The sequence below is a fragment of the Streptomyces sp. P6-2-1 genome, from assembly GCF_050613165.1.
Classification (GTDB): Bacteria; Actinomycetota; Actinomycetes; order Streptomycetales; family Streptomycetaceae; genus Streptomyces.
In genome coordinates this window covers 1,675,177-1,701,049 of the sequence record NZ_CP192513.1, presented here as the reverse complement: position 1 = coordinate 1,701,049, position 25,873 = coordinate 1,675,177, and the positions used below count along the sequence as shown (strand labels likewise).

Below are 25,873 nucleotides of genomic sequence, written 5' to 3'. Positions count from 1 at the left end.
GCGCTCCGCGCCGCCGTCCACCGGGTGTGCCGAAGGCCCTCAGCGCGACCTTCGCCGCGCAGAGGGCCTTCGGTGAGCGCGGCCGCGCGCCGTCCTTCGGCCGCGCGGACCGACCGGGGGTCTCGTCCCGCTCAGGACTCCTGGTCCTGGCCCGTGACCATGCGCAGGAAGCGGTGCGGGGAGTCGGGGCCGAACATCAGCTCGTGCATCAGGGTGGCCTGCGCCGCCTCCTCGTGGCTGCGCGGGAAGAGGTCGCGCTCGTACGCGGCGAGTGCCGCCTCCGGGTCGCCCGGGTGCGCCGCGAGGGCCTTGCCCAGCTCCGCGCCGTCGAACATCGCCAGGTTGGCGCCCTCGCCCGAGGGGATCATGAGGTGCGCCGCGTCACCGATCAGCGTGACACCGGGCACCCGCTCCCAGCGGTGGTCGCCCGGCAGCGTGTGGAGCGGGCGCAGGACGGGGGCCGTCTCGCCGTCCGTGATGAGCGCGGTCAGCTCGGGCGCCCAGCCGTCGAACTCCTTGAGCAGCCCCGCCTTCACCGAGTCCGGATCGCCGAAGTCGAGCGCGTCGAACCAGTCCAGGGGGCGCTGGAGCGCGACGTACGTGTGCAGCCTGCCGTCCTTCTCGCGGTGCCCCTGGATGCCCTTGCCGGGCACCAGCGTGTACATCGCCCCGGCGCCGACGGCCCGCGCCGCACGGGGGTGGCGCGTGTCGGCCTCGTACAGGTACGTCTCGACGAAGGACGTGCCGGTGTACACGGGCTTCGCGTCCGAGAGCAGCGGGCGCACCCGCGACCAGGCGCCGTCCGCGCCGACGAGGAGGTCCGTCTCCGTACGGGTGCCGTTCGCGAAGCTCACCTCGTGGCGGCCGCCGCCGAGCGCGCGCACCCCGGTGACCTTGTGGTCCCAGCGCACCGTGCCCTCGGGCAGCGAGTCCAGGAGGACCTGCCGCAGCTCACCGCGCTGCACCTCGGGGCGGCCCCCCGTGCCGTCGTCCTCCTCCTCCAGGAGGACCGAGCCGTCCGGCGCGAGCGCCCGCGAGGCCTCGTGGCCCTCCAGGACGAGCGCGCGGAACTCCTCGGTGAGCCCGGCAGCGGCGAGCGCGGCCTGCCCGTTGTTCTCGTGGATGTCGAGCATCCCGCCCTGTGCGCGGGACGTCGGCGAGGCCTCCGCCTCGTAGACCGTGGACGGGATGCCGTGGACGTGCAGGACGCGGGCGAGCGTGAGTCCGCCGAGTCCCGCGCCGATGATCGTGACGTGCGTGTGCGTGGTCATGGCGGGCTCCTTCGCAGTCGTCCGGAATCTCCTCCGGAAAGCCGTCTGGAATGTCGTTCCACCACCACCGTGGAACGGCATTCCAGAATTGTCAAGCTGGAACCCTGTTCCAGGGGCGTGTGCCAGGATGGGAGCCATGACGAAGAGGACCGCTCGCGCCGAGCCGCTCTCGCGCGAACGCATCGTCCGGACCGCCATCGCACTGCTCGACGCGGCGGGCGCCCGGAAGCTCACTTTCCGCGCCCTGACGGAGCGGCTCTCGACGGGCCCCGGGGCGATCTACTGGCACGTGGCGAACAAGGACGAGCTGCTCGGCGCGGCGACCGAGGCGGTCGTCGCGGACGCGGTGTCCGTGGAGCCCGCCGCCGGCGCCTCGCCGCGCGAGGCCATCCGCTCCGTCGCGCTCGGCCTCTACGAGGCGACCGAGGCGCACCCCTGGCTCGCCGCCCAGCTCGCGGCGCAGTTCGCGCGCAACCCCTGGGGCTCGGTGGCGCCGCGCGTCTTCGAGGCGCTGGGGCGGCAGGTGCGGGCGCTCGGGGTGCCCGAGAGCGGCTGGTTCACGGCCACGTCCGCGCTCATGCACTACGTCTTCGGCGTCGCAGGCCAGAACGCGGCGAACACCGACATGGCCCTCGACCTGCCCGGGCGAGGTACCCGCACCGAGTTCCTGGAGGCCGCCTCGCGCGCCTGGGAAGCCCTCGACCCCGCCGCGTACCCCTTCACCCGCGCCGTGGCGGGCCAGCTCCGCGACCACGACGACCGCGAGCAGTTCCTCGCGGGCGTGGACCTGGTCCTGGCGGGCATCGTGGCGTCGGCGGAGGGCGCGTAGGGCGCGTAGGGCGCCTAGGGGGCGTAGGGGACGCGGGACGGCGCGGGACGGGGTGTCCTGGCCCGTTCGTCGTGGCGCGACGAAGCCGCCGTCACCCGGTGGGGGTGGCGGCGGCTTCGTTCACGTGTGGCTCCCGGCGGCTCAGTACCAGTGGTGGGCCTGCCAGAAGTCCCAGGCGGCGGCGGGGCTGCCGTAGCGCTCGGTCATGTACTGGATGCCCCACTTGATCTGCGTCCCCGCGTTCTCGTGCCAGTCGGCGCCCGCGGAGGCCATCTTGCTGCCGGGCAGGGCCTGGACCAGGCCGTAGGCGCCCGAGGCGGCGTTGGTGGCGTGGGGGTTCCAGCCGCTCTCGTGCGACACGATCTTGTCGAAGGCGGCGAACTGGCGCGCGTCGGGCAGCAGCTTCTTCGCGAGGGCCTTCGCCGACGCGGGGTCGTCGGCCTTCACGGCGCTCGCGCTCTTCACGGGGCTCACGCTCTTCGCCGCGCTCATGACCGTCGCCGCCTGCGGTGCCGGGGTGGCGGCGTGCGAGGCGGGGGCGGCGGAGAGCGCCATCCCGGCCACGCCGCCCAGGAGGGCGACGCCGGTCACGAACTGCTTGGGGATGAGGGCGAGACGAAGGGCGGTGGCGGGGAAGGGGATGCGCACGAAGGAGACCTCACGTCGGGGACGGGGGGCCGGGGCGCGGACCGTGGAGCGGGAGACCGCGAGGCGGTGTTTCGCTCCGGCGGCGGGTGGGTACTGCGCCCGGCGACGTCTCCCGTTGTAGACCGATGGCGGTTCGGGCGGCAAAGAGCGGGTGTACTACATCCCTTAGGGGATGCGGGGATATGTCGCTTTTGTTCCTGCGGTTTCCCCCGGTTCCCGCGCGTTCCCCCCCGCCCTCGCTCTACTAAGCCGCTCCGTGTGCGAGCCAGGTCACGTGCCCCGCCTCACCTTTCGGCGCCCTCTTCCTCACCCGGTACGGGCAGGGTCTCACGCACCGTGAAGGACACTTCGGGCTCGAAGGCCGCCCTGCGCGTCGCGCGGCGCAGCGCCTTCAGGACGGCAGGCCCGAGCGTCAGGCTCAGCACCGCCGTGAGCGCCGCGCGCGGCAGGTCCCAGCCGAGCGAGGTCGCGAGGCAGTAGGCGAGGAAGCGGGTCAGGTTCGCGCCGAGCGCGTCGCCCGGCACGTACGAGACGCCCGTCGACAGACCTCCGATGTAGGGCCAGCCCTGGAGGTTCATGACCGTGCCGTACGCGAGCGCCGCGACGACCCCGTATCCCGCGAGGACCAGCAGCTCGCGCGTCCCGCGCAGCGACCGCGCCCCCGGCAGCAGCCCCGCGCCACCCGATACCCACCCCATCGCGAGCATCTGGAACGGCAGCCACGGGCCCACGCCGCCGGTCAGCAGGGCCGAGGCGAACATCGACACCGCGCCGAGCACGAAGCCGAAGCCCGGGCCGAGCACCCGCCCCGCGAGCACCATGAGGAAGAACATCGGCTCGATGCCCGCCGTGCCCGCGCCGAGCGGCCGCAGCGCCGCGCCGGCGGCGGCGAGCACCCCGAGCATCGCCACGGCCTTCGCGTCCAGGCCCCCGTCCGCGATCGCGGCCACCACGACCGCGAGCAGCAGCGGGAGCAGCGCGGCGAAGAGCCACGGGGCGTCCCCCGAGTGCGCGACGCCCGAGCCGGGAGCGGCGAGCAGCGGCCAGCCGAAGGCCATGACCCCGATCACGGTGACGAGCCCGAGCGCCACGGCGGCGCGGGGCCCGAGCCGGACGGCGCGCGCCACGCGCCGCGCGGTGGGCACGTTGCCGCTCACCGCGCCACCGTCCCCTCGGTCCCCGGGCCCGTGGAATCCGGGCCCCCGGTTCCCGTCCCCCGCGCGTCCAGCGCCGCCGCGACCTGCCCCACCGTGAGCCACGCCGCGCCGGGCGCGAGGATCTTCGCGGTCTGCGGGGCGAAGAGCGGCGAGGCCACGACGACCTCGGCCGCCGGGCCGTCGGCGACGATCTCGCCCTCGGCGAGGATGACGACGCGGTGCGCGAGTTCGGCGGCGAGTTCCACGTCGTGCGTCGCGAGCACGATCGCGTGCCCGGCGCGGGCGAGCGCGGTCAGGATGCCCACGAGCCGCGCCTTCGCCGCGTAGTCGAGGCCGCGCGTCGGCTCGTCGAGCAGCAGCAGCGGGGGCCGCGCCGTGAGCACGACGGCGAGCGCGAGCGCGAGCCGCTGCCCCTCGGAGAGATCGCGCGGGTGGGTCGCTTCCGGCACGCCGGGCAGCAGCTCGCGTACGAGGTCCCGGCACGTCCCCGGGGCCGCGCCCGCGTCCGCGTCGGCCGCCGCGCACTCGGCGGCGACCGTGTCCGCGTACAGGAGGTCGCGCGGCTCCTGCGGTACGAGCCCGACGCGCCGGATCAGGCGGGCGGGCGCCAGCGCGCGCGGCGCCTCGCCGCCCACCGTCACGGTCCCGGCCGTCGGCGCGAGCAGCCCGACGAGACACGACAGCAAGGTGGACTTCCCCGCCCCGTTGCGCCCCATGAGCGCGACGGTCTCGCCGCCCCGCACGGTCAGCCCGACCCCCCGCAGCGCCCGTACGGACCCGCGCGTGACCGCGAGCCCCCGCACCCGCGCGGCCTCGGTGCCGACGGGCGCCGGTGCGGGGGCCGCCTCGGCACGGCGACGGCGCAGCAGGCGGGGGAGGAGACGGGGACCGGCGGTGTGCGCGTCCTCGTGCGGGTGGCCGCCGGTACGGGGCGCCGGGGCCCCCGGCCCGTGGGCCGCCGGCTCCCGTACGGGCTCCAGGCCGCTCAGCCGCTCCCGCAGGCCGCCCGCCATGCGCCGCGCGTCCCGTACCGAGAGCGGCAGCGGCTCCCAGCCCGCCACGCGGCCCAGCGCGACGACCGGAGGGAAGACCGGGGAGACCGCCATGACCTCGCGCGGGGTGCCCGCGCGCGGACGCGCGCCCAGCGCCTCCAGGAGGATCACGCGATCCGCGTACTGCACGACGCGTTCGAGGCGGTGCTCGGCCATCAGGACCGTCGTGCCGAGGTCGTCGACGAGGCGGCGCAGCACCGCGAGCACCTCCTCGGCCGCGCCGGGGTCGAGCGCCGACGTCGGCTCGTCCAGGACGAGGACGCGCGGGTGCGGCGTGAGCACCGAGCCGATCGCGAGGCGCTGGCGCTGGCCGCCCGAGAGCGTCGCGATGGGCCGGTCGCGCAGTTCGTGCAGCCCGAGCAGGTCGAGCGTCTCCTCGACGCGGCGGCGCATCACGGCGGGCGCGAGGCCCAGGGACTCCATGCCGTAGGCGAGTTCGTCCTCGACCGTGTCGGTCACGAAGTGCGCGAGCGGGTCCTGTCCCACCGTGCCGACGACGTCCGCGAGTTCGCGCGGCTTGTGCAGCCGTGTGTCGCGACCGGCGACCGTGACCCTGCCGCCGAGCGTCCCGCCAGTGAAGTGCGGCACGAGCCCCGAGACCGTGCCGAGCAGCGTCGACTTGCCGGACCCCGAAGGCCCGACGAGGAGCGCCAGCTCGCCCTCGGGCACGCTCAGGTCGACGCCCGCGAGCGCGGGCGCCCCGGCATCGGCGTAGGTGACGGAGACGTTGTCGAAACGGATCACGGGGCGGGCTCCGGGGCGGTACGGGTCAGGGGCGGCGCGGGCGGCGCGGCGAAGGCGGGGACGAGCCCCAGGAGCACCGCGAGCGCCGGCCACAGTGGCAGGACGGGCGCGAGGAGCGGCACGACCCCGGGGTGCAGCGCGGGATTCCCCGAAGCGAGGACGAGCAGCGCGGCGACCCCGGCCCCCGAACCCGCCACGAGCCACGCCCGTACCCCCCAGGGATCGGGCCGGTACCTGCTGCGCACCGCGCGCCGCCCGCCGAGCCACAACCCGCCCGCCGCGGCGAGCACCCCGGCGGCGAGCAGCGGGAACCCGTAGGCGGCCCCCGTGTCGGCGAGCAGCGCGTAGGTGCCCGCGCAGACCCCGAGCAGCCCGCCGAGCGTCAGCGCGGCCGTCGTACGGCGCACCGCGCGCGGCACCGAAGCGGTACGCCCGTACCCGCGCGCGTCCATCGCCGCCGCGAGCGAGACCGAGCGTTCCAGCGCCCCCTCCAGGACGGGCAGCCCCACCTGGAGCAGCCCCCGCAGCCCCCGGTCGGGCCGCCCCCGCAGGCGCCGCGCCGCGCGCAGCCTGCGCACGTCGGCGACGAGGTGCGGTGCGAAGGTCATCGCGACGACGACGGCCAGCCCCGCCTCGTACAGCGCGCCCGGCAGCGACTTCAGGAGCCGCACCGGGCTCGCGAGCGCGTTCGCCGCGCCCACGCACACGAGGAGCGTCGCGAGCCGCAGCGCGTCGTAGAACGCGAAGAGCAGCCCCTCCGCCGTCACGCGCCCGCCGAGCCGCACCCCCTGCGCCCAGTCGGGCAGCGGGATCTCGGGGAGCGTGAGCAGCGTGTGGGTGCCGGGGACCGGCGAGCCGAGGAGGACGGCGAAGGCGAGCCTGATGACGAGGACGACCAGGCCGAGCCGCAGGAACGCCCCGTACGCGCGCGCCCAGGGCGCCTCGGTGCGGCGCGCGGCGACGACGTAGCTCGCGACACCGACGAGGAGCGCGAGCAGCAGCGGATTCGTGGTGCGGATCGCGGCGGCGGCGAGCCCGAGCGCCCACACCCACCAGGCCCCCGCGTGCAGCGGCGGGAAGTCGCGGCGCGAGGGGCCGGTCCCCGTGCCCGTGCCCGTGCCGCGCCCCGCCTCGCGCGCCCCGCTCACGGCTGCCGTCGGCGGCGGGTCTGCCACACGATCCCGGCCGCCAGCACGACGAGCACGCCGAGTCCCGCGGAGACGCCGAGCGAGGGACCGCCGTCGTCGTCCCCGTGCGCCGGGGTCTCCCGCGGGGTCTTCCCCGCCGTCCCCCTCGACGGCGCGGCGACCTGCTCGCCGCAGCCCTGGCGCGGGTAGCCGGCGATGCCGCACAGGAGCGCCGATGCGTCGTAGCGCAGCGGCTTCGCGACGGCGGCGAGCGCGTCGGCGGCGCTCGCGTCCTCGGGGACCCGCGCGCAGGCCGTACGCGCCCGGGGCGGGCGCTCGCCCGAGGGCGCGTCCGCGGCCGTGCCGAAGTCGATGACGAGCCCCACGCGCTTCTCGCCCGCCCGCGCCTTCGTGTCCGCACAGAGCGTCGCGAAGTCCGCGGCGTTGCGCGGCCGGGTCGCGTCGCCCGCGTCCTCGCTCACCGCGAAGCGGAAACCGGCCACCTCGCCGTCCCCGGGCCGGGCGACGGCGGGCCCGCGCGTCGCGTACTGCCAGGCGCCCGCGTCCGTACGCTCCCAGAACGACCAGTACCGGTACGCGCTCGCGGCCGAAGCCGGCGCGGCCAGGCCGAGGACGCAGGCGAGCGCGGTCAGCAGGAGGAGGGCGTGGCGGCGGAAGGTCACCGCGAGCCGTTCTTCTTGTTGCGAGCGCTCAGCAGGAAACCGATCCCGGCCCCCGCGGCGAGACCGACGCCCACGAACCACCACGGGCTCGCCCCGCCACCGTCGTCCTTCTTATCCTTCTCGTCCTTCTTGTCCGCCTCGGCGGACTCGCCCGTCGTGCCCGAGTCCTTGCCGGACTCCCGCGCGCGTACGGTCCCGCCCGCCACCGTCCGGCCGCCCGGCCCCGTCGCGGCGAGCTTCGCGGGAAGGTCGCGGCCCACGAAATCGGCCGGATCGACACCGGTCGCGTGCGCGGCCAGGATGAGCTGGGACCACGCGGCGGGTCCCGTCTTCTCGGCCCACGCCGGGCCTTCGGACTGGAGCCAGCCGACCGCCTTGCGCGCCTCCTCGGGCATCCCGGCAGCGGCGAGCGCGACGGCGGTGTCGGCCGTGTTTCCCGCGTCGGGCTGCGGCTTCGCGCCGGGCAGCGCGCTCATGACGGCGCCGTTCTCGGGGAGTGCCCCGGCGAGCCAGACGGCGCCGTTGCGCGCGGCGTCCTTCGCCGTACGGGGCGCCTCGCAGCCCAGGCTCCCGCCGCTCTCCGCGCGCGGCGCGGCGACCACGAAGCCCGCGCCGTACCCGGCGGTGACGGCGGCCGCCGTCGCGTCGGTGTTCGCGAGGAGCGCGCCGTCCTTCTCGGGCTGGAACGCGAAGGCGGAGCCGGTGCCCTTCTTGCCGGGCGACTGCTTCGCCTCGCACGTCAGGGCGAAGGAGAGCAGCGCGTCCTCGGGGGACTTGCCGCCCTTCGTCACGGCGGACGGCTTCACGCCGAGCGCGCGCAGCGCGCCGAGCACGACGGACGTCGAGTTCGCGTCGGAGGGAGAACCGGCCGTGTACCCCCAGCCGCCGTCCTCGTTCTGCGCGGACTGCAGCCACGACAGGGCCTTCTCGGCCTCGGCCCGGTGCCCCCCGATCGCGGCGAAGGCCTGGATCGCCGCGCCCGTCTGGTTCGTGTCCACCTGGTCCTTCGGCCCGCAGTCCGCTTCCGGCTTCGCGCGGTACGGGGCGAAGGAGCCGTCCGCGCACTGCTGCGCCACGAGCCAGTCCACCGCCTTGACCGGGAGCTTCCTGCCCGCCGCGTCGAGCGCCACGAGCGACAGGGACTGCCGCCACACACCGTCGTACGTGGGGTCCTGCGTCCCGAAGAGCCCTTCCGCCGGACCGGGAGCGGCGGCGGGGGCGGCCGCGGGAGCACCGCCGGGCGCGGTGCCGGGCGCCCCGGCGAGGGCGGGCGCCGCCGCGAGCCCGATGGCGGCGGCGGTGAGGAGGGGGACGGCGGCGGCGAGGCGGCGGAGGTTCATGCGGGCGGCTCCTGGCGGGGCGCGCCTGGCCGGGGGCGCGGGGGATTTCGGGACCGCACCACTTTAGCTGGCGAGGGGTTTCGGCTGCTTTGGCGGTCGGGGACCCCCGCTGACGTGCTCTTCGTCACCTCCCGCACCCGGTGTCCCACCGAGGCTACTTGCCGGTAGATTCTGGGAACGGACGGCGATCAAGGGGAACCTGTCCGGACGATCAAGGGAACTTGTTCGGTTTTGCAGTCCCGGCGTAGGCTCGCCGGACGTTCAGGAAAGAGAGGGTGCCTGGAGTGACCGCCGAGGCCCTGGGTGCCCGCGCCGGACTCGACCGCCCGCTGCGCATCGCCCTGCTGACGTACAAGGGGAACCCTTTCTGCGGGGGGCAGGGCGTCTACGTGCGCCATCTCTCGCGCGAACTCGCCCGGCTCGGGCACGAGGTCGAGGTGCTCGGCGCCCAGCCGTACCCCGTGCTCGACGAGGGCGTCCCGCTCACCGAAATCGCGAGCCTCGACCTCTACCGCCAGCCCGACCCCTTCCGCACCCCGCGCCGCGAGGAGTACCGGGACTGGGTGGACGCCCTGGAGGTCGCCACGATGTGGACGGGCGGCTTCCCCGAACCCCTCACCTTCAGCCTCCGCGCCCGCCGCCACCTCGCGGCCAGGCGCGGCGCCTTCGACGTCGTGCACGACAACCAGACGCTCGGCTACGGGCTGCTCGGCGGCCCCCGCGCGCTCGGCGCCCCGCTCGTCACGACGATCCACCACCCCATCACGGTCGACAAGGAACTCGACCTCGCGGCCGCCGACGGCCTCAAGCGGCAGCTCTCGGTACGGCGCTGGTACGGCTTCACGCGGATGCAGAAGCGCGTCGCGCGCCGCCTGCCCTCGGTCCTCACCGTCTCGGGCACCTCGCGCGCCGAGATCGTGCGCCACCTCGGCGTCGACCCGCGCCGCGTCCACGTCGTGCACATCGGCGCCGACGCGGACCTCTTCTCGCCCGACCCCGCCGTGCCCGAGGTCCCCGGCAGGATCGTCACGACGTCCAGCGCCGACGTCCCGCTCAAGGGCCTCGTGCACCTCGTCGAAGCGCTCGCCAAGGTGCGCACCGAGCACCCCGAGGCGCACCTCGTCGTCGTCGGCAAGCGCGCCGACGACGGCCCCGTCGCGCGCGCCATCGAGAAATACGGGCTCGGGCACGCGGTCGAGTTCGTCAAGGGCATCAGCGACGCGGAACTCGTCGACCTCGTGCGCTCCGCGCAGGTCTCCTGCGTGCCCTCGCTGTACGAGGGCTTCTCGCTGCCCGCCGCCGAGGCGATGGCGACGGGGACGCCGCTCGTCGCGACGACCGGCGGTGCGATCCCGGAGGTCGCCGGGCAGGACGGCGAGACGTGCCTCGCCGTGCCCCCCGGCGACGCGGGCGCCCTCGCACAGGCTCTCGGACGGCTGCTCGGCGACGCGGAACTGCGCGGCAGGCTCGGTACCGCGGGCCGCGCCCGCGTCCTGGAGCGCTTCACGTGGGCCCGCGCGGCCGAGGGCACGGCGGAGCGGTACCGCGCGGCGCTCGCCCGTACCTCGGCGCCCCGCCCCGTACGGCCGCTCACCCGCCCGGCGAAGACCGTGCGGGCCCCCGCCGCCGCGTCCACCGCCGCCGCCCCGGCCGCGCCCGAGGCCGTCCCCGAGGTCGCGCCCACCCCCGCCACCCCCGACCGCGAAAGCAGGTCCTCGTGCTGACCGTCGACTTCACCCGTTTCCCGCTCGCCCCGGGCGACCGCGTGCTCGACCTGGGCTGCGGAGCCGGGCGGCACGCCTTCGAGTGCTACCGGCGCGGCGCACGGGTCGTGGCCCTGGACCAGAACGCGGACGAGATCCGCGAGGTCGCCAAGTGGTTCGCGGCGATGAAGGAGGCGGGCGAGGCCCCGGCGGGGGCGAGCGCCACGGCGATGGAGGGCGACGCGCTCGCGCTGCCCTTCCCCGACGAGTCCTTCGACGTCGTGATCATCTCCGAGGTCATGGAGCACATCCCCGACGACAAGGGCGTGCTCGCCGAGATGGTGCGCGTCCTCAAGCCCGGCGGGCGCATCGCCGTCACCGTGCCGCGCCACTTCCCCGAGAAGGTCTGCTGGGCGCTCTCGGACGCGTACCACGAGGTCGAGGGCGGCCACATCCGCATCTACAAGGCCACCGAACTCGCCGCGAAGATGCGCGGCGCGGGCCTGCGCCCCTACGGCGCCCACCACGCGCACGCGCTGCACAGCCCGTACTGGTGGCTCAAGTGCGCGTTCGGCGTGGACAACGACAAGGCGTTCCCGGTCCGCGCGTACCACAAGCTCCTCGTCTGGGACATCATGAAGAAGCCCCGTACGACCCGCTACACCGAGCACTTCCTCAACCCGCTGCTCGGCAAGAGCTTCGTGGCGTACGCGACGAAGCCGCACCTGCCCCACGACGCCGCGCGCACCGCCGTATGACGACGCCCCGCACCGGCCTTCCGACGCTACCCGGCGTCCTCACCGCCGACGAGGCCCGCGCCACCGTCGCCGCGCTCATCGGGCAGCAGCGCGAGGACGGGGCGCTGCCCTGGTTCCGCGGCCACCACCTCGACCCCTGGGACCACACCGAGGCCGCGATGGCGCTCGACGCGGCGGGGGAGCACGAGGCCGCCGCACGCGCGTACGCGTGGCTCGCGCGCCACCAGAACCCGGACGGCTCCTGGTACGCGGCCTACCACGACGGCGACTTCGCGCGGCCCACCGACCGCGCCCGCGAGTCCAACTTCTGCGCGTACGTGGCCGTCGGCACGTACCACCACTGGCTCGCGACCGGCGACACGGCCTTCGCCGACACGATGTGGCCGGTCGTCAGGGCCGCGCTCGGCTTCGTGCTCGGGCTCCAGCAGCCGGGCGGCGAGATCGGCTGGAAGCGCGAGCCGGACGGCACGCCCGTCACGGACGCGCTCCTGACCGGCTCCTCGTCCGTCCTGCACGCCCTGCGCTGCGGCCTCGCCCTCGCCGCGGCGCGCGGCGAGGCGCAGCCCGACTGGGAACTCGCCGCGGGGGAACTGCGCCACGCGATCCGCCGCCACCCCGAGCGCTTCCTCGACAAGAACCGCTACTCGATGGACTGGTACTACCCGGTGCTCGGCGGCGCGCTCGAAGGCGCGGAGGCGAAGGCGCGGCTCGCGGCGCGCTGGGACGAGTTCGTGGTGCCGGGGCTCGGCTGCCGCTGCGTCGTCCCCAACCCGTGGGTCACGGGCGGCGAGAGCGCCGAACTCGCCCTCGCCCTGTGGGCGGTGGGCGACACCGAACGGGCCGTCGAGATCCTGCGGGGCCTCGGACGGCTGCGGGACACGGAGACGGGGCTGTACTGGACGGGCTACGTGTTCGACGACGACGCCCTGTGGCCGCGCGAGCAGACGACGTGGACGGCCGGTGCGCTGCTGCTCGCGGTCGCGGCGATCGCCGGGGAACCGGCGACGTGCGGGGTCTTCGGGACGGGGCGGCTGCCGTACGGGATCGAGGAGCCCGCGGTGGCCTGCGGGTGCACCGGCTGAGGGGCGGGAGCCTGGGCCCCGCCCCTCAGCCGACACGACGTCGGCGAAGGACGTCAGCCGCGCTGGATGCCCGTCGTGTCGCGCAGGACGCCCCGCTTGCCGTCCTGGGTCTGGGCCACCAGGTCCTGGCCGCGCTGGTCGACGGCCAAGTACCAGGTGCCCGGCGTGAGTTCGGCGATCGGGGTGGGGGTGCCGTCCTCGCCGTAGAGCGGGCGAGGCACCGGCACCGCGAACCAGAACGGGGCGAACTCGGCGGGCTGCGGAGCGGGGGCCGGAGCCGGGGTCGCCCCCGCCTGCGGCTGGCCCGCGCCCGGGTACCCGTAGCCGGGCTGCTGGGGCTGGCCCGCGCCCGGGTACCCGTAACCGGGCGGCTGCTGCTGGCCCGCGCCCGGGTAGCCGTACCCGGTCTGCCCCTGCTGCTGCCCGTACGGCTGCGGCTGCGCGGGGCGCGGGGCGGGGACGAGCGGGCCCTTGAGCGCGGGCACGAGCGGGGTCGCGAGGGTGGCGGCGGCGAGGACGAGCGCGGCGATGAGACCGAGGATCAGGCCGGAGCCCGCCCCGATCCGCGCCACGTTCTGGACGTCGCTGAAGGAGCCCAGCGGGTCGAAGATCGTCCACAGCGCGGTCCACGCGGCGAACACCCCGAGGGCCGCGCCGAGCTGGCCGAGGTCCAGGCCGAGCACCTTGCGCGGCTGCGGCAGCAGCCTCGTGAGGATGACGAGCGCGGCCCCGATGACCCCGGCAAGGTAGACACTCATCAGGAGCCCGAGGCTGTCCCAGGCGTTGGGAACGCTGGTGCAACTGTCGCTGTCGCAGGAGAAGGTGCCGAGGAACGAGGCGATGAACAGCACCACCGCGGCCACGATCACCACCCCGTCGCCTCTGGTCAGAGAGCGGATGTTCACGTCGTCAGGTCCTTCGTCGGCAGTGGTCGGCAAGCCGGGGCGTGCTCACCGCCGACCGTGGGTCGCCAGGTCCGTACGGCAGAGATCCCCCGAGCTCCCGAGGACCATACCGCCACAGGCCGGGGCCCGTCCGGCGGCCCCGCTCGCCCACCCCGGCACCACAGCGTCCTCACGACTTCTCCCCGGCCTCGTCCGCCAGGTAGGCGGCGACTCCCGCGGCGATCCCGCGCGCGGCACGCTCCCGCCACTTCGCGCTGGTCAGCAGCCCGGCGTCCTGCGCGTCGCGCATGTTCCCGCACTCCAGGAAGACCTTCGGGACGCGGCTGAGGTTGAGGCCGCCCAGGTCGGAGCGGGTGTCAAGTCCCGTACCGCCGTTGATGTACGTGGCGGGCGAGGTGCCCGTGGCCTTCGCGAAGGCGGCGGCCAGGCGGGTGCCGAGGTCGTGCGAGGGCCCGCTGATCGCGCGGGTGTCGGCCTTGCCCGCGTGCACGGCGGCGGGCATGATCACGTGGAATCCGCGTGCGCCCTCGGGTGCGCCGTCCGCGTGCACCGAGACGGCCGCGTCCGCCTTCGCCTCGTTGCCGATCTCGGCGCGCTCGTCGACGCACGGGCCGAACTCCCTGTCCCCGTCGTGCGTGAGCCGCACCTCGGCGCCCTGCGCGCGCAACAGCGTCCGCGCCCTGCGCACGACGTCGAGCGTGAACTCGGCCTCCGGGTAACCGGCGTTGGTCTCCGTTCCGGTCGTATCGCACTCCTTGTGCCCGTTGCCGACGTCGACCTGACGGTTGATGTCGGCGGTGTGGAGACGGTTCTTGAGGTTGTGCCCGGGGTCGAGGACGACGACCTTGCCGCTCAAGGGCCCGAGGGGCGAGGGCGAGGGCGAGGGCGGGGGGACGGGGGCCGCGCTCGTACGGGCAGGGGCTGCCTTCGCGTCGTCACCCCCCGTACCGCCGCCGCCCCCGTCACCGCCCCCGCGCCCGGCGAGGCCGTACCCGATGCCCCCGGCGAGCAGGAGGAGGGGCACGGCGACGGCGGCGACGGTGAGCAGCCGCCGGGAACGCTGCGGGCGGCCGGGCTGCGGTGTGGTGGGGGAGTTCGACACGCCCGCGAGGATAGGGGGTCCTCGGCCGCGCGCGCTCAGCGGCGCCGCAGCACCCGCAGCGAGTCCACCGTGCGGACCTCGTCGAAGTCGCCCGAATCGACCGCGCGCAGCCAGACACGGTACGGGGCCTGCCCGCCGTCGGCCGGGTCGGGGAAGACGTCGTGGATGACGAGGAGGCCGCCCGGGGCGAGCCGGGGCGCCCAGCCCTCGTAGTCGGCGTGCGCGTGCGCGTCCGTGTGCCCGCCGTCGACGAAGACGAGTCCGAGCGGCCGCCCCCACACCGCGGCGACCTGCGGGGAACGCCCGACGACGGCGATGACGTGCTCTTCGAGCCCCGCCCTGCGCAGCGTGCGCCGGAAGGTGGGCAGCGTGTCCATGACGCCGAGTTCCGGGTCGACGGTCGCCGGGTCGTGGTACTCCCAGCCCGGCTGCTGCTCCTCGCTGCCCCGGTGGTGGTCGACGGTCACGACGGGCACCCCGGCCGCGCGCCCCGCGTCGGCGAGCAGCACGGTGGACCGCCCGCAGTACGTGCCCACCTCAAGCAGCGGCAGCCCCAGCCGCCCCGCCTCGACGGCGGCCGCGTACAGCGCGAGCCCTTCGTGCACGGGCATGAACCCCTTCGCGCCCTCGAAGGCGGCGAGGACACCGGGCGAGGGCGCGGGCGCGGGCAGGCCGGTGGCGGGCGGCTGGGACATGGGGCGGGTCCTCCTGCGGTACGGGCACGGGCGAAGCTCGTACGCAACGTACTTGCCGCCGCGCACCCGCCCCGCGCCGGGCCCCGCTCAGCCGAGGTCGGACAGGTCGAGCACGAAGCGGTAGCGCACGTCGTTGCGGCGCAGCCGGTCGAGTGCTGTGCCGACCCGCGCCGAAGGCAGCACCTCGACGTCCGCGACGATCCCGTGCTCCGCGCAGAACCGCAGCATCTCCGCCGTCGCGGGGCGGCCCCCGCTGCCCGCCGAGCCCAGCTTCTTGCGGCCGATGAGCAGGTCCGTGGCCTCGACGGTCACGGGGCCCAGGTACCCGAGGAGGCTGAGCGTCCCGTCGAGCGCCACGAGCCGCAGGTAGGGGGCGAGGTCGTGGGGCGCGGAGATCGTGTCGAGCAGGACGTCGAAGGAGTCGCGCGCCGCGGCCACGGCCTCCTCGTCGCTCGTGACGAGGAAGTCGTCCGCGCCGAGCCGCAGCGCGTCCTCGCGCTTGTCCTCGGTACGGCTGAGCACGGTGGTACGGGCGCCGAGCGCGGCGGCGAGCTTGACCGCGAGGTGGCCGAGCCCGCCGAGCCCGGCCACGGCGACCCGGCTGCCCTCGCCCACGCCGAGGGCACGCAGCGGCTCCCACACCGTGATGCCCGCGCACAGCAGGGGAGCGGCGGCGGCCGGGTCGAGCCCGGCGGGCAGGGGGTACGCGAAGGCATCGCGCACGACGTACTCGCGCGCGTACGCCCCGAGCGTCGTCGAGCCGTCGTGCCGGTCCGTGCCGCCGTAGGTGAGCGTCGGGAAGGACAGGCAGAAGTTCTCCTGCCCCGCCCGGCACATGGCGCACGTGCCGCACGAGTCCACGATGTTGCCGACGGCGACCCGGTCCCCGACCGCGAAACCACTCACCCCCGCCCCCACCTCGGTCACGGTCCCCGTGAACTCGTGCCCCGGCACGAGCGGCGCCCCGGCCCCCGCCTCGTACGTGCTCAGCGCGTGCAGGTCGCTGTGGCACACCCCGCAGTAGTCGACCCGCACCGCGAGGTCGTCCGCCCGCAGCTCCCGCCGCGGCAGCTCGGCCCTTCCCAGTTCGGCCGGCCCTGTCGCGCGCCAGCCGGTCGTCGTTCGCATGGGGTGGTCCTCCGCGGGAAGTGAGCGTTTCCCGCGCAGCCTAGACACGATCGCGGTCGTTTCCCGGCGGGTTCCGCCCGCAGCGGACCCGGGAATACGTGCGACCGCGTGGCACCCGGGCCGCGGCACCCTCAGCCGCTCACCGCCTCCGCGCGCCCGCTCCGGTCCCGCGGGGGAGCAAGGACGAGCGGGACGAGACGGGTCGCGTGGCCGCCGGGGAAGGAGACGGCGGCGGCGCGCGGGGTGTGGCCCGTGGCACGGCAGGCGACGACGTAGGGGCCCGGGGCGAAGGCGGGGAGGGCGTAGCGGCCCGCCGCGTCCGTCGTCGTGAGACCGGCCTGGCGGCCCCTGCGGTCGATGAGGGTGACCGTCGCGCGGGCCACGAGTGTGCCCTCCGCGTCCCGCACCTCGCCGCGGAAGCCGCTGAAGCCGTCCGGGAGGAGGAAGTCGTCCTGCGCGCCGGGGAGCGCGACGAGCCTGAGCCGCTCCCCGCCCCCCACCGCGCGCGGCAGGAACCACGCGAGCACGAGCCCGCCCGCCACGGCGCACAGCGCGATCACGAACGACGTGCGGAAACCGCTCGGCGAGGGCACCTCGACACCCCCGTGCACGGTCGCCGAACCCGCGAGGACCATCCCGATGACGGCGCTGGACACCGAGGTGCCGATCGAGCGCATGAGCGCGTTGAGCCCGTTCGCCGCGCCCGTGTCCTCGGGGCGCACCGCCGCGATGATGAGCGCGGGCAGCGAGGAGTACGCGAGCCCGATCCCGGCGCCGACGAGCACCGCGATCAGCACGGTCTGCCACACCGCGCCGAGCAGCCCGAGTCCTGCCCCGTACCCGATCCCGATGACGAGGAGCCCGAGCAGCAGCGTCAGGCGCGGCCCGCGCCGCGCGGCGATCCGTGCGTACAGCGGCGCCGTCGCCATCATCGTGAGCCCCAGCGGCGCCACGCACAGGCCCGCGACGACCATCGACTGCCCGAGCCCGTAACCGGTCGCCTCGGGCAACTGGAGGAGCTGCGGAAGGACGAGCGTCACGACGTAGAAGGACACCCCGACCATGACCGAGGCCAGGTTCGCGAGCAGCACCTCGCGGCGCGCGCTCGTGCGCAGGTCCACGAGCGGCGCGGCCACGCGCGACTCGTACCAGCCCCAGAGGAGCAGCACGAGCACCCCGCACCCGAAGATCCCGAGGACCCGTGCCGAGCCCCAGCCCCAGTCCGCGCCCTTCGTCACGGGGAGCAGCAGGCACACGAGACCGAGGCTCAGGCCGAGCGCCCCTGGCACGTCGAAGCGTCCGGGTGCCCGTACGGACGCGTCCGGCACGAGTGTCACGACGAGCCCGAGCGAGACCACGCCGAGCCCCGCGGCGAGCAGGAACAGCGCGTGCCAGCCCGCGTGCTGCGCGACGATCGCGGAGAGCGGCAGCGCGAGCCCGCCACCGACCCCGATCGACGAACTCATGAGGGCCATCGCGCCGCCGAGGCGTTCGCGCGGCAGCACGTCGCGCATGATCCCGATGCCGAGCGGGATCGCGCCCATCGCGAGGCCCTGGAGCGTGCGCCCCGCGAGCATCGGCACGAGCGTGCCGGTCAGCGCGCACACGACCGAGCCCACGATCATCGCGCCGAGCGACACGAAGAGCATTCGCCGCTTCCCGTACAGGTCACCGAGCCGCCCGAGCACGGGCGTCGACACGGCCCCGGCGAGCAGCGTCGACGTCATGACCCAGGTGGCGTTCGCGGATGAGGTGCCCAGGAGCCGGGGCAGATCCTTGATGACGGGGACGAGCAGGGTCTGCATGACGGCGACGGCGATCCCCGCGAAGGCGAGCGCGGCGACGGTCGCTGAGGGATTGCGGGAACGGACCGGGGTCTTGCGGGGTATCCGGGGGCGGTCGTGGGTGTGGGGCATGAGCGGTGCTACCTCCGACCCTTGCGGACTGAAAGTGATCCGGTACGGAGGGTAGTCCGGTGATTCTCGTACGAAGGGAAAACCGGCCGCCCGGGCGGAAGCGGGAGGGGCACGGGCGGGGCGGAGCGTGCGCCCCCTGAGACGGCGTGTGCGTCGCATGCGTCACAATCGAGCCCCATGCCGCTCGACACCACCCGCCTCCTGGCCGCCCGGCCCCGCACCCGCGACCTCACCTGGTCCGAACGGGACGTCCTCCTCTACCACCTGGGCGTCGGAGCCACGGCCTCCGAGCCGCACTGGACCCTGGAATCCCGGCTGCGCGTCCTTCCCTCCTTCGCCGTCGTCGCGGGCGGCCAGGACGTCCTGAGCGTCCTCGAAGCACCCGGCGCCGAGGACATCGACCGCACCCAGGTCCTGCACGGCACGCAGGAGCTGCTGGCGCACCGCGCGCTCCCCGCGGCGGGCTCGGCGCGCGCCCTCACCTCCGTCACGGACGTGTACGACAAGGGCACGGCCGCCGTCATCGGCGTCCGTACCGAGGCGGCCGACGCGCGGGGACCGCTGTGGACCTCGCGCCTGCTGCTCTTCGCCCGTGGCGCGGGCGGCTTCGGCGGCTCGCGCGGACCCGCGCTCGCGAAGCCGCCGCGCCCCGCGGGTCCCCCGGCCGCCGTCCACCTCGTCCCGCTGCGCGAGGACGCCGCCCTCCTCTACCGCCTCAGCGGCGACATGAACCCCCTGCACGCCGACCCCGCGGAGGCGGCGCGCGCCGGTTTCCCGCGCCCCGTCCTCCAGGGCCTGTGCACGTACGGGACGGCTCTGCGCGTCCTCGTCGACACCCTGCTCGACGGGCGCCCCGAGCCCGTGCGCCGGTACGCGGCCCGCTTCTCGGGGGTCGTCTTCCCCGGCGAGACGCTGGAGCTGAGGGTGTGGCGGACCGGTGCGGGGGAGGCGCGCGCGGAGGCCGTGGCGCGCGGCACGGAGCGGCTCGTCCTCTCGGACGCCGTCCTGGAGTGGGAGGCGTGAACGAACGGGGGCGGGGCCCGGAGACGCCGCTCGGCGTCCCGGGCCCCGCCCGTCCTGCTGGTGTTTCCCCCTGAACTGCTAGGCCGCGGCCCGGTCCTCCTCGAAGAACCCGGCGTATGCGGCGCGTTCGTCGCGTTCGGCGCCGGGCTTGCGGTGGCGCCCGCCGGGCCGGGTCTCCCCGGCCTCCCCGGCGCCCGCCGCGTTCCCCCGGTGCCGCCCCGGTCCCCCCGCGTCCCCGTTCGGGACGGACGGCGTTTCGGCGGCCCACTGCTTGCTGATCTCGGTCAACGGAACGTCACCCCGTAGTACTCGTTCACGTGCGCAACAACTACCCCGCGATTTTCTCACGGCGCGTCAGTCACATGTTCGGGGGGTCCGGGGGGAGTTCAGCCGTGGAAAGGCGCGTCGCGCAGGGGTACGGGGCGGGACGGGGTCTCGTCCGAAGGGGGCGGCGTGGTCCAGGTGATCCCGGAGGGCACGGCGTCCGAGTCCGGCAGGTCCCGCGCCGCCTCGGGCTCGTCGGCGGGCGCGGGCAGCGGTACGGACACGGCCCCGCGCGTCACCACGAGCCCCGCCCTTATCGCCGCCCCCGCGGAGCCGAGCCCCCCGGCGAGCGTGGACGGCCCGGCCACCCCCGAGAACCCGGAGACGGCCATGACGGAGAAGGCACCGGTGACTTGCGGGGTCTCGGCGGCGGAAGCGGCGGAAGCGGCGGGCGCGGGGGGTGCCGGGGGTTGCGAGGGACGCGGGGGAGCGGGGGGCTGCGGGGGGCGTGGGGGCGGGGCGGATCGGGTGGCTTGGCTGGGCCGGCTGGGCCGGCTGGGCTGGCTGGGCTGGGTGGCTGGGCCGGGTTGGGCGGATGGGCCGGGCTGGGCGGGCTGCTCGGGCGGGGTGGGGTGTCCGTGGGGCGCGGGCTGCGCGTGGGGTGCGGGCGTGGGCTGCGCCTGGGGTACGGGGTGTCCGTGCGGTGCGGGTCGCGCCGCCTGGGGTGCCGACTGCTCGTGGGGCGCCGACTGCTCGTGGGGCGCGGGCCGCTCGTGTGGCCTCGGCCGCTCGCCGGCCTCCCGCTGTTCCCCGCGCTCCCCGGTGGCGGGCGCTTCTCGCCGCTCCGGGGGTTCGGGGCGCGGCTGTTCCCTGGTGACCCGGGGGAGCGGCCGGGTCGCCGCGTCCTCCACGTCCGCGCCGCGATCGTGCTCGACGGGCGGGGCGGGCGGCGCCGGGGGAGCGGGCGGTGCGCCGGGGGTCCGCGGTACGGAGCGCGGGGCCGGTACGGAGCGTACGGGCGCCGCCGTGTCCTGCCCGGGCCCGGTCGCCGCCGTACCCCTGCCGTCCCCCTCGTGGGCCTCGCGGCCCAGCCGCGCCTCCCCCTCGCCGCCCCCGGGCGGAGCCGAGGGGGCGTGCCCGGGCGGAGCCGCGGGAGCCGACGGGGCCGAGGGCACCGACGGGGCCGAGGGCACCGACGAGGCCGCGAGGGGCACCTCGCCCGTCTCCGAGCCCGAGGGCCACGTCACCCGGGCGAGCCCGCACGGGCCCGGGCCCTCCGCGTACGGCAGCCGCAGGACGCCGTCGCGCGTCCACAGGCCGCCGCCCGCGAGCCAGCCGCGCGGCGCGGGGAGCTGGTGGAGGCGGCGGCCCACCGGGCGCCACACGCCGATCCAGCTGGCGCCCGCCGTGCCGTCCACGCGGAAGGCCACCGCGCTGTGCTCGGGCAGCAGGTCCTGGCCCGGCTGCACGGCGAACGGCGTGAGCCGCGCGTCCGGCAGGTCCAGGCACTCGGGGAAGCGCACCGGCAGCGCGCTGCCGAGCACCCCCCACGCGAGCCGGTCCTGCCCCGGCGCGTCGGAGCGGATGAGGAGGAGCCCGCTGCCCACGTCGGCGCTCAGCAGCCTGTCGTCGCTCCGCTCGGCGATCTGGAGCAGCGGCGAGACCTCCCCCGCGCGTTCGAGGTCGACGGCGACCGCCTTGGTCACGCCGTCCTCGCCCGTACGGTCCACCGCGAGCATCCGCGCCTCGCGGTCCAGCCACACGCCGCCCGCGCACCGCCCGGGGATCTCCGCGAGGTGCTCGGGCCCGAAGGCCCCGCCCGCGACGAGCCACACGGCCGTCGAGTGCAGCCCGGGAGCGAGCGCGTACACGCGCCCCGCCACGGGACTCGGCGGGAGCAGCAGCAGGGGGCCTGGGGAGCCGTCGGCGCGTACGTGCTCGACGGCGCCGAGCGGCAGCTCCCCCGTGTCGGGCCCGGTCGGATAGAGCAGGGAGAAATAGTGCATGGGCCCTTCGGGTCTGTGCACGAGGACCCGGCCGTCGGGCAGGGGCTGCGCCTCGGTGCCCGCGGGCTCGGGGCGCGCCACGGGCAGCGGTACGGCGAAGGGCTCCGGCCCGCCGAGCGTCCACCGCTCCACGTGCCGCCCCGCCGTTCCGCCTTCGTCGGGCCCGCCTGGCGGCACGATCCTGGCCGCGTACGAACCGTCCGCCGCCACCACGAATCCGGGACCCTCACCCTGCGGCCACGCGGTCTCACTGACCGTCATCGCTGCGTCACCTCCGGCGACGAAGCTAGTTTTCGCACGCCCCCACGGCAGCCCAGGACCCCCGACTTCACCCCAACGGGTGGCGAACCGGCGAATCGCCTGACATCCAGGACACCTTGTGCTCGGTCCGTGCTCGCGTGGTTCCTCGCCGTACCGCCCCGGAGGCACCTCGCCCGTTCCCGGTAACCTTGCCCCCGTGCCCCGCCTCTCCGAAGTCACCGCAGCCCTCGACGCCCTCTGGCCTCCGCACCGCGCCGAGTCCTGGGACGCCGTGGGCACCGTCGTCGGGGACCCGGGGGCCGAGGTGAGCCGCGTGCTGTTCGCCGTGGACCCCGTCCACGAGATCGCCGAGGAAGCGATCCGCCTCGGCGCCGACCTCCTCGTCACGCACCACCCCCTCTACCTGCGCGGGACCACGACCGTCTCGGCGGCGACCTTCAAGGGCCGCGTCGTGCACGACCTCATCAGGCACGACATCGCCCTCCACGTCGCCCACACCAACGCCGACGGCGCCGACCCCGGCGTCAGCGACGCCCTCGCCGGTGCCCTCGGCCTGCGCGTCATCGGCCCGCTCGTGCCCGACGCCACCGACCCCGAGGGGCGCCGCGGCCTCGGCCGCGTCTGCGAGCCCACCCGCCCGCTGACCCTCGGCGCCCTCGCCGAGGCGGCGGCCCGCGCCCTGCCCGCGACCGCGCAGGGCATCCGCCTCGCCGGCGACCCCGAGGCGCAGGTCCGCAAGGTCGTCGTGAGCGGCGGCGCGGGCGACAGCCTCTTCGACGCCGTACGGGCCGCCGGCGCCGACGCCTTCCTCACCGCCGACCTGCGCCACCACCCGGCGTCCGAGGCCACCGAGCACAGCCCGCTCGGTCTCGTCGACGCCGCGCACTGGGCCACCGAGTGGCCCTGGTGCGAGCAGGCCGCCGCACAGCTCGACGAGATCTCCGACCGCCACGGCTGGGAGCTGCGGGTGCACGTCTCGAAGACGGTCACCGACCCCTGGTCCGCACACTTCGATTCCACAGGAGCCCCCAACTGAACGCCGCACCCGCAGACCAGATCCGCCTGCTCGACCTCCAGGCCCTCGACACCAAGCTCGGCCAGCTCGCCCACCGCAAGGAGTCGCTGCCCGAGCACGCCGAACTGACCGGTCTCGGCAAGGACGCGACGGGCCTGCGCGACCTGCTCGTCGCGGCCCGTACCGAGGAGGGCGACACCGCGCGCGAGCAGACCAAGGCCGAGCAGGACGTCGACCAGGTCCGTACCCGCGCGACCCGCGACCAGCAGCGCCTCGACTCGGGCGCGGTCACCTCGCCGAAGGACCTGGAGAACCTCCAGCGCGAGATCGCCTCGCTCGCCAAGCGCCAGGGCGACCTGGAGGACGTGGTCCTGGAGATCATGGAGCGCCGCGAGTCCGCGCAGTCCCGCGTCGCCGAGCTGACCGAGCGCCTCGGCTCCGTCGAGACCCGTATCGCGGAGGTCACCGAGCGCCGCGACGCGGCCGCCGCCGAGATCGACGCCGAGGCCGCGACCGTCGCCAAGGAGCGCGCGGTGGTGGCGGGTTCGGTCCCTGACAGCCTCCTCGCCCTCTACGAGAAGCTGCGCGCCCAGCGCGGCGGCGTCGGCGCCGCGCGTCTCTACCAGCGCCGCTGCGAGGGCTGCCGGCTTGAGCTGAACATCACCGAGGCGAACGAGGTCAAGGCCGCCAAGCCCGACGCCGTCGTCCGCTGCGAGAACTGCGGCCGCATCCTGGTCCGTACGGCCGAATCGGGCCTGTGAGCGAGGAGCCGTGAACGAGGGGAGCGCGGTGCCCGGCGACCGTACGGCCGCCGCGCCGCCGCCCCCCGACCTCGGCCCGCCCACGACCTTCCTCCTGCTCCGCCACGGCACCACCGCGCTCACCGCGCACGGCCGCTTCTCCGGGAGCGGGGCCCGTGAGGACCCGCCGCTCGCCGAGGAGGGGCGGGCACAGGCGGCGGCGGTCGCGAGGCACCTTCGCGGCACGTCCGTGGACGCGGTGATCTCCTCGCCCCTGCGCCGCTGCCGCGAGACGGCGGCCGCGCTCGGGCTCCCCCACGCCGTCGAAGAGGACCTCCGCGAAACGGACTTCGGTACGTGGGAGGGCCTGACCTTCGCCGAGGCGCGCGCTCAGGACCCGGACACCTTCGCCGCGTGGCTCGCGGACCCCGCGGCCGCCCCGCCCGGCGGCGAGAGCTTCGCCGACGTGGCGGTACGGGTCGCGGCGGCCCGCGAGCGCCTGCGCGCCGCCCACGCGGGCCGCACCGTGCTGCTCGTCTCGCACGTGACCCCGCTCAAGACCCTGCTGCGCCTGGCCCTCGGTGCCCCGCCCGCGGCGCTCTTCCGTATGGACCTCGACCCCGCCTCGCTCTCGGCGCTGGCGGTGTGGGGCGACGGCAACACGAGCGTGCGGTTCCTCAACAGCACGGCGCACCTCCCGCCGGGCTGAGGAGGCCGGGGGAGGTGCGCCGGGGTTGCCGGGGTTGCCGGGGTTGCCGGAGTTGCCGGGGATTCGTTGGGGACGTTCCGCGCGACCCCGCGCGCTGCCCGCCCATCCGGTGGCTGCCCGGCTCAGCGCAGCGTCGCCGCCTCGCGCGCCAGCGACTCGACCCGCCCCCAGTCCTTCGCCTTCACGGCGTCGGCCGGGAGCATCCAGGAGCCGCCCACGCAACCGACGTTGGGCAGCGCGAGGTAGTCGGGCGCGTTCTTCGGGCTCACGCCACCCGTCGGGCAGAACCGCGCCTGCGGGAGCGGGCTCGCGAGCGACTTCAGGTACGGGGCGCCGCCCGCCGCCTGCGCGGGGAAGAACTTCATCTCGGTCACGCCGGCCTCGATGAGCGCCACGACCTCCGACGTCGTCGAGACGCCGGGCAGGAAGGGCACCCCCGAGGACTTCATCGCGGCGAGCAGCGCGGGCGTCCACCCCGGGCTGACGAGGAAGCGCGCCCCCGCGCGTACCGCCGCGTCGACGTGCGCCGCCGAGAGGACCGTGCCCGCGCCCACGACCGCCTCCGGTACCTCGGCCGCTATCGCCGCCATCGCGTCGAGCGCGACGGGCGTCCGCAGCGTCACCTCGATCGCGGGCAGCCCGCCCGCCACGAGGGCGCGCGCGAGCGGAACGGCGTCGGCGAGGTCGTCGATCACGACGACGGGGAGCACGGGGGCGAGGTCGAGCACGGATGCGGGGGCCTCGGCGGTGGTCTGCGCGGGGACGGGCGAGTCTGTCATGCGCTCATCGTGCCTCGCCCGCCGCACCCTGCGCAAAGCACGTTGCGCAGGGTGCAACGGCCTGTCTAGTGGATCTCCCGCACCACGACGTCGAGCGCTTGCGGCTTCCCCTTGCCTCCGGGTCCCGCCGTCTCCACCGTGTGCCCCAGGTCCCGCAGCGCGGTGACGAGTTCGGCCGGTGAGGAGGCCCGTACGTCGTGCGCGAGCAGGTCCCGTACGAGCCGCCCCTTGGTCGCCTTGTTGAAGTGGCTCACGACCGCGCGCTTCTCGACCCCGTCGACCAGCCGCGCGTGCAGCACGCGCACGGTCACGGTCCGCTCGGCGAGCGCGCCCTTCGGCTTCCAGGCGGCGGCGTACGCGGCCGAGCGCAGGTCGAGCACGGGCCCCTCGCCCGCGGCCTCCGGCAGCACCTCGGCCATCAAGGGCCGCCAGTACGCGCCGAGCGCCCCGAGCCCGGGAAGCTTCACGCCCATCGCGCAGCGGTACGAGGGGATGCGGTCCGCCGTGCCGAGGGCGCCCCAGAGGCCCGAGAACACGAGCAGCGAGCGCGCCGCCCGCTCCCGCGCGGCGGCGTCGAGTGTGGCGAGGCCGAGCGCGTCGTAGAGGACGCCGGTGTAGATCTCGCCCGCCGGTCGCGTCCCCGCCTCGTACAGCGCCGCGTTCTTCGCGACCTCGCCGCGCAGCCCCGCGCTGAGCCCGAGCACCTCGCGCGCCTTCTCCTCGTCGCCCGCGCACAGCGTGACGAGTTCGTCGAGCACCCGCGCCCGCGCGGCCGTGAGGCCCGGGAGGGAAAGCCCGTCGAGCGCGAGCGGCGCCCCCTCGCCCCCGGCGGCCTTCCCCTCGGACGGCGGCAGCAGTACCAGCACGGTGTCTCTCCTCGTTCACGAAGCGCACGGGCGCGCGGGGGCGGCCGGTGCGGGGCGGCCGGGTGCGCGG

The 25,873-nt window shown here is 75.7% G+C and carries 23 protein-coding genes and 1 pseudogene; 8 read left to right on the top strand and 16 right to left on the bottom strand.

The genetic code is table 11. From position 1 onward, the window contains the following. Window positions 1-131: 131 nt before the first annotated feature. Window positions 132-1,271, bottom strand: a complete 1,140-nt coding sequence (locus tag ACQYWQ_RS07505; protein WP_431033127.1) for an FAD-dependent oxidoreductase — start codon at window positions 1,269-1,271, stop codon at window positions 132-134. A 127-nt stretch (window positions 1,272-1,398) separates the two neighbouring features. Here ACQYWQ_RS07505 and ACQYWQ_RS07500 point away from each other — a divergent pair, with 127 nt between their 5' ends. Then, complete coding sequence (locus ACQYWQ_RS07500) at window positions 1,399-2,100, top strand: TetR/AcrR family transcriptional regulator (RefSeq protein WP_431033126.1); 702 nt, start codon at window positions 1,399-1,401, stop codon at window positions 2,098-2,100. Between the two features lie 141 nt (window positions 2,101-2,241). Here the strand turns inward: ACQYWQ_RS07500 and ACQYWQ_RS07495 are convergent, their stop codons facing one another. The 6 genes from ACQYWQ_RS07495 to ACQYWQ_RS07470 all read right to left on the bottom strand — a co-directional run bounded on the left by ACQYWQ_RS07495 (window position 2,242) and on the right by ACQYWQ_RS07470 (window position 8,851). After that, the gene (locus tag ACQYWQ_RS07495) at window positions 2,242-2,742 is read right to left on the bottom strand and encodes a transglycosylase SLT domain-containing protein (RefSeq protein WP_431039099.1); all 501 of its coding nucleotides are present in this window, start codon (window positions 2,740-2,742) and stop codon (window positions 2,242-2,244) included. Between the two features lie 290 nt (window positions 2,743-3,032). Then, complete coding sequence (locus ACQYWQ_RS07490; protein WP_431033125.1) at window positions 3,033-3,905, bottom strand: ECF transporter S component; 873 nt, start codon at window positions 3,903-3,905, stop codon at window positions 3,033-3,035. Further along, window positions 3,902-5,701, bottom strand: coding sequence for an ABC transporter ATP-binding protein (locus tag ACQYWQ_RS07485; RefSeq protein ID WP_431033124.1), 1,800 nt, complete (start codon window positions 5,699-5,701; stop codon window positions 3,902-3,904). Before ACQYWQ_RS07485 ends, ACQYWQ_RS07490 begins: the two co-directional genes overlap by 4 nt. Beyond that, window positions 5,698-6,849 carry a CbiQ family ECF transporter T component gene (locus ACQYWQ_RS07480; RefSeq protein ID WP_431039098.1) on the bottom strand — a complete coding sequence of 384 codons (1,152 nt, stop codon included), beginning with the start codon at window positions 6,847-6,849 and terminating at the stop codon, window positions 5,698-5,700. Before ACQYWQ_RS07480 ends, ACQYWQ_RS07485 begins: the two co-directional genes overlap by 4 nt. Beyond that, a complete protein-coding gene (locus tag ACQYWQ_RS07475) occupies window positions 6,846-7,511 on the bottom strand; it encodes an SCO2322 family protein (protein WP_431033123.1) in 666 nt (221 codons plus the stop codon). The genes ACQYWQ_RS07480 and ACQYWQ_RS07475 overlap by 4 nt, the downstream gene beginning before the upstream one ends. Further along, window positions 7,508-8,851: a prenyltransferase/squalene oxidase repeat-containing protein gene (locus ACQYWQ_RS07470; protein ID WP_431033122.1), complete on the bottom strand. Its 1,344-nt coding sequence runs from the start codon at window positions 8,849-8,851 to the stop codon at window positions 7,508-7,510. The genes ACQYWQ_RS07475 and ACQYWQ_RS07470 overlap by 4 nt, the downstream gene beginning before the upstream one ends. Window positions 8,852-9,135: 284 nt before the next feature. Here ACQYWQ_RS07470 and ACQYWQ_RS07465 point away from each other — a divergent pair, with 284 nt between their 5' ends. From ACQYWQ_RS07465 to ACQYWQ_RS07455, 3 genes are read left to right on the top strand one after another with little or no spacing between them, the layout of a single operon-like run. After that, entirely contained in the window at window positions 9,136-10,575 is a 1,440-nt protein-coding gene (locus tag ACQYWQ_RS07465; RefSeq protein ID WP_431039097.1) for a glycosyltransferase family 4 protein, read from the top strand. Next, a complete protein-coding gene (locus tag ACQYWQ_RS07460; protein WP_431033121.1) occupies window positions 10,569-11,312 on the top strand; it encodes a methyltransferase domain-containing protein in 744 nt (247 codons plus the stop codon). The genes ACQYWQ_RS07465 and ACQYWQ_RS07460 overlap by 7 nt, the downstream gene beginning before the upstream one ends. Continuing rightward, window positions 11,309-12,394, top strand: a complete 1,086-nt coding sequence (locus ACQYWQ_RS07455; RefSeq protein ID WP_431033120.1) for a prenyltransferase — start codon at window positions 11,309-11,311, stop codon at window positions 12,392-12,394. The genes ACQYWQ_RS07460 and ACQYWQ_RS07455 overlap by 4 nt, the downstream gene beginning before the upstream one ends. Window positions 12,395-12,447: 53 nt before the next feature. On the opposite strand, the gene ACQYWQ_RS07450 is transcribed toward ACQYWQ_RS07455, so the two are convergent. The 5 genes from ACQYWQ_RS07450 to ACQYWQ_RS07430 form a co-directional block, all read right to left on the bottom strand. Next, a complete protein-coding gene (locus ACQYWQ_RS07450) occupies window positions 12,448-13,299 on the bottom strand; it encodes a hypothetical protein (RefSeq protein ID WP_431033119.1) in 852 nt (283 codons plus the stop codon). Window positions 13,300-13,468: 169 nt separating this feature from the next. Then, entirely contained in the window at window positions 13,469-14,401 is a 933-nt protein-coding gene (locus tag ACQYWQ_RS07445) for an N-acetylmuramoyl-L-alanine amidase (RefSeq protein ID WP_431033118.1), read from the bottom strand. A gap of 35 nt (window positions 14,402-14,436) precedes the next feature. Further along, the gene (locus ACQYWQ_RS07440; protein ID WP_431033117.1) at window positions 14,437-15,096 is read right to left on the bottom strand and encodes a class I SAM-dependent methyltransferase; all 660 of its coding nucleotides are present in this window, start codon (window positions 15,094-15,096) and stop codon (window positions 14,437-14,439) included. Window positions 15,097-15,183: 87 nt separating this feature from the next. Next, window positions 15,184-16,224, bottom strand: a complete 1,041-nt coding sequence (locus ACQYWQ_RS07435) for an NAD(P)-dependent alcohol dehydrogenase (RefSeq protein WP_431033116.1) — start codon at window positions 16,222-16,224, stop codon at window positions 15,184-15,186. Between the two features lie 131 nt (window positions 16,225-16,355). Continuing rightward, the gene (locus tag ACQYWQ_RS07430) at window positions 16,356-18,140 is read right to left on the bottom strand and encodes an MFS transporter (RefSeq protein WP_431033115.1); all 1,785 of its coding nucleotides are present in this window, start codon (window positions 18,138-18,140) and stop codon (window positions 16,356-16,358) included. Window positions 18,141-18,317: 177 nt separating this feature from the next. Between ACQYWQ_RS07430 and ACQYWQ_RS07425 the strand changes: the two genes are divergently transcribed. After that, window positions 18,318-19,163: a MaoC/PaaZ C-terminal domain-containing protein gene (locus tag ACQYWQ_RS07425; protein ID WP_431033114.1), complete on the top strand. Its 846-nt coding sequence runs from the start codon at window positions 18,318-18,320 to the stop codon at window positions 19,161-19,163. Window positions 19,164-19,241: 78 nt separating this feature from the next. Here ACQYWQ_RS07425 and ACQYWQ_RS07420 read toward each other — a convergent pair whose 3' ends face one another. Continuing rightward, on the bottom strand, window positions 19,242-19,451 hold the full coding sequence (locus tag ACQYWQ_RS07420; protein ID WP_431033113.1) for a hypothetical protein: 210 nt from the start codon (window positions 19,449-19,451) through the stop codon (window positions 19,242-19,244). 98 nt (window positions 19,452-19,549) lie between these two features. Next, window positions 19,550-21,694 (bottom strand): hypothetical protein, encoded by a 2,145-nt coding sequence (locus ACQYWQ_RS07415; RefSeq protein ID WP_431033112.1) that lies wholly within the window; start codon window positions 21,692-21,694, stop codon window positions 19,550-19,552. A 196-nt stretch (window positions 21,695-21,890) separates the two neighbouring features. Between ACQYWQ_RS07415 and ACQYWQ_RS07410 the strand changes: the two genes are divergently transcribed. From ACQYWQ_RS07410 to ACQYWQ_RS07400, 3 genes and pseudogenes are all read left to right on the top strand, one after another. Further along, window positions 21,891-22,730: a Nif3-like dinuclear metal center hexameric protein gene (locus ACQYWQ_RS07410; RefSeq protein ID WP_431033111.1), complete on the top strand. Its 840-nt coding sequence runs from the start codon at window positions 21,891-21,893 to the stop codon at window positions 22,728-22,730. Then, window positions 22,727-23,470 (top strand): zinc ribbon domain-containing protein, encoded by a 744-nt coding sequence (locus ACQYWQ_RS07405; RefSeq protein ID WP_431039096.1) that lies wholly within the window; start codon window positions 22,727-22,729, stop codon window positions 23,468-23,470. Before ACQYWQ_RS07410 ends, ACQYWQ_RS07405 begins: the two co-directional genes overlap by 4 nt. Beyond that, a pseudogene (locus tag ACQYWQ_RS07400) lies at window positions 23,457-24,158 on the top strand (histidine phosphatase family protein); the annotation flags it as partial. The gene ACQYWQ_RS07405 and the pseudogene ACQYWQ_RS07400, both read left to right, overlap by 14 nt. 122 nt (window positions 24,159-24,280) lie before the next feature. Here ACQYWQ_RS07400 and eda read toward each other — a convergent pair. Continuing rightward, window positions 24,281-24,937: a bifunctional 4-hydroxy-2-oxoglutarate aldolase/2-dehydro-3-deoxy-phosphogluconate aldolase gene (gene eda / locus ACQYWQ_RS07395; RefSeq protein ID WP_431033110.1), complete on the bottom strand. Its 657-nt coding sequence runs from the start codon at window positions 24,935-24,937 to the stop codon at window positions 24,281-24,283. Window positions 24,938-25,002: 65 nt separating this feature from the next. Beyond that, complete coding sequence (yaaA, locus tag ACQYWQ_RS07390) at window positions 25,003-25,803, bottom strand: peroxide stress protein YaaA (RefSeq protein WP_431033109.1); 801 nt, start codon at window positions 25,801-25,803, stop codon at window positions 25,003-25,005. Window positions 25,804-25,873 lie beyond the last annotated feature (70 nt).

Excerpts from the sequence above, each read along its gene's own strand:
- ACQYWQ_RS07505 (WP_431033127.1), bottom strand. The coding sequence starts at position 1,271 with ATGACCACGCACACGCACGTCACGATCATCGGCGCGGGACTCGGCGGA.
- ACQYWQ_RS07500 (WP_431033126.1), top strand. The coding sequence starts at position 1,399 with ATGGGAGCCATGACGAAGAGGACCGCTCGCGCCGAGCCGCTCTCGCGC.
- ACQYWQ_RS07470 (WP_431033122.1), bottom strand. The coding sequence starts at position 8,851 with ATGAACCTCCGCCGCCTCGCCGCCGCCGTCCCCCTCCTCACCGCCGCC.
- ACQYWQ_RS07455 (WP_431033120.1), top strand. The coding sequence starts at position 11,309 with ATGACGACGCCCCGCACCGGCCTTCCGACGCTACCCGGCGTCCTCACC.
- ACQYWQ_RS07440 (WP_431033117.1), bottom strand. The coding sequence starts at position 15,096 with ATGTCCCAGCCGCCCGCCACCGGCCTGCCCGCGCCCGCGCCCTCGCCC.
- ACQYWQ_RS07435 (WP_431033116.1), bottom strand. The coding sequence starts at position 16,224 with ATGCGAACGACGACCGGCTGGCGCGCGACAGGGCCGGCCGAACTGGGA.
- ACQYWQ_RS07430 (WP_431033115.1), bottom strand. The coding sequence starts at position 18,140 with ATGCCCCACACCCACGACCGCCCCCGGATACCCCGCAAGACCCCGGTC.
- ACQYWQ_RS07425 (WP_431033114.1), top strand. The coding sequence starts at position 18,318 with ATGCCGCTCGACACCACCCGCCTCCTGGCCGCCCGGCCCCGCACCCGC.
- ACQYWQ_RS07415 (WP_431033112.1), bottom strand. The coding sequence starts at position 21,694 with ATGACGGTCAGTGAGACCGCGTGGCCGCAGGGTGAGGGTCCCGGATTC.
- eda (WP_431033110.1), bottom strand. The coding sequence starts at position 24,937 with ATGACAGACTCGCCCGTCCCCGCGCAGACCACCGCCGAGGCCCCCGCA.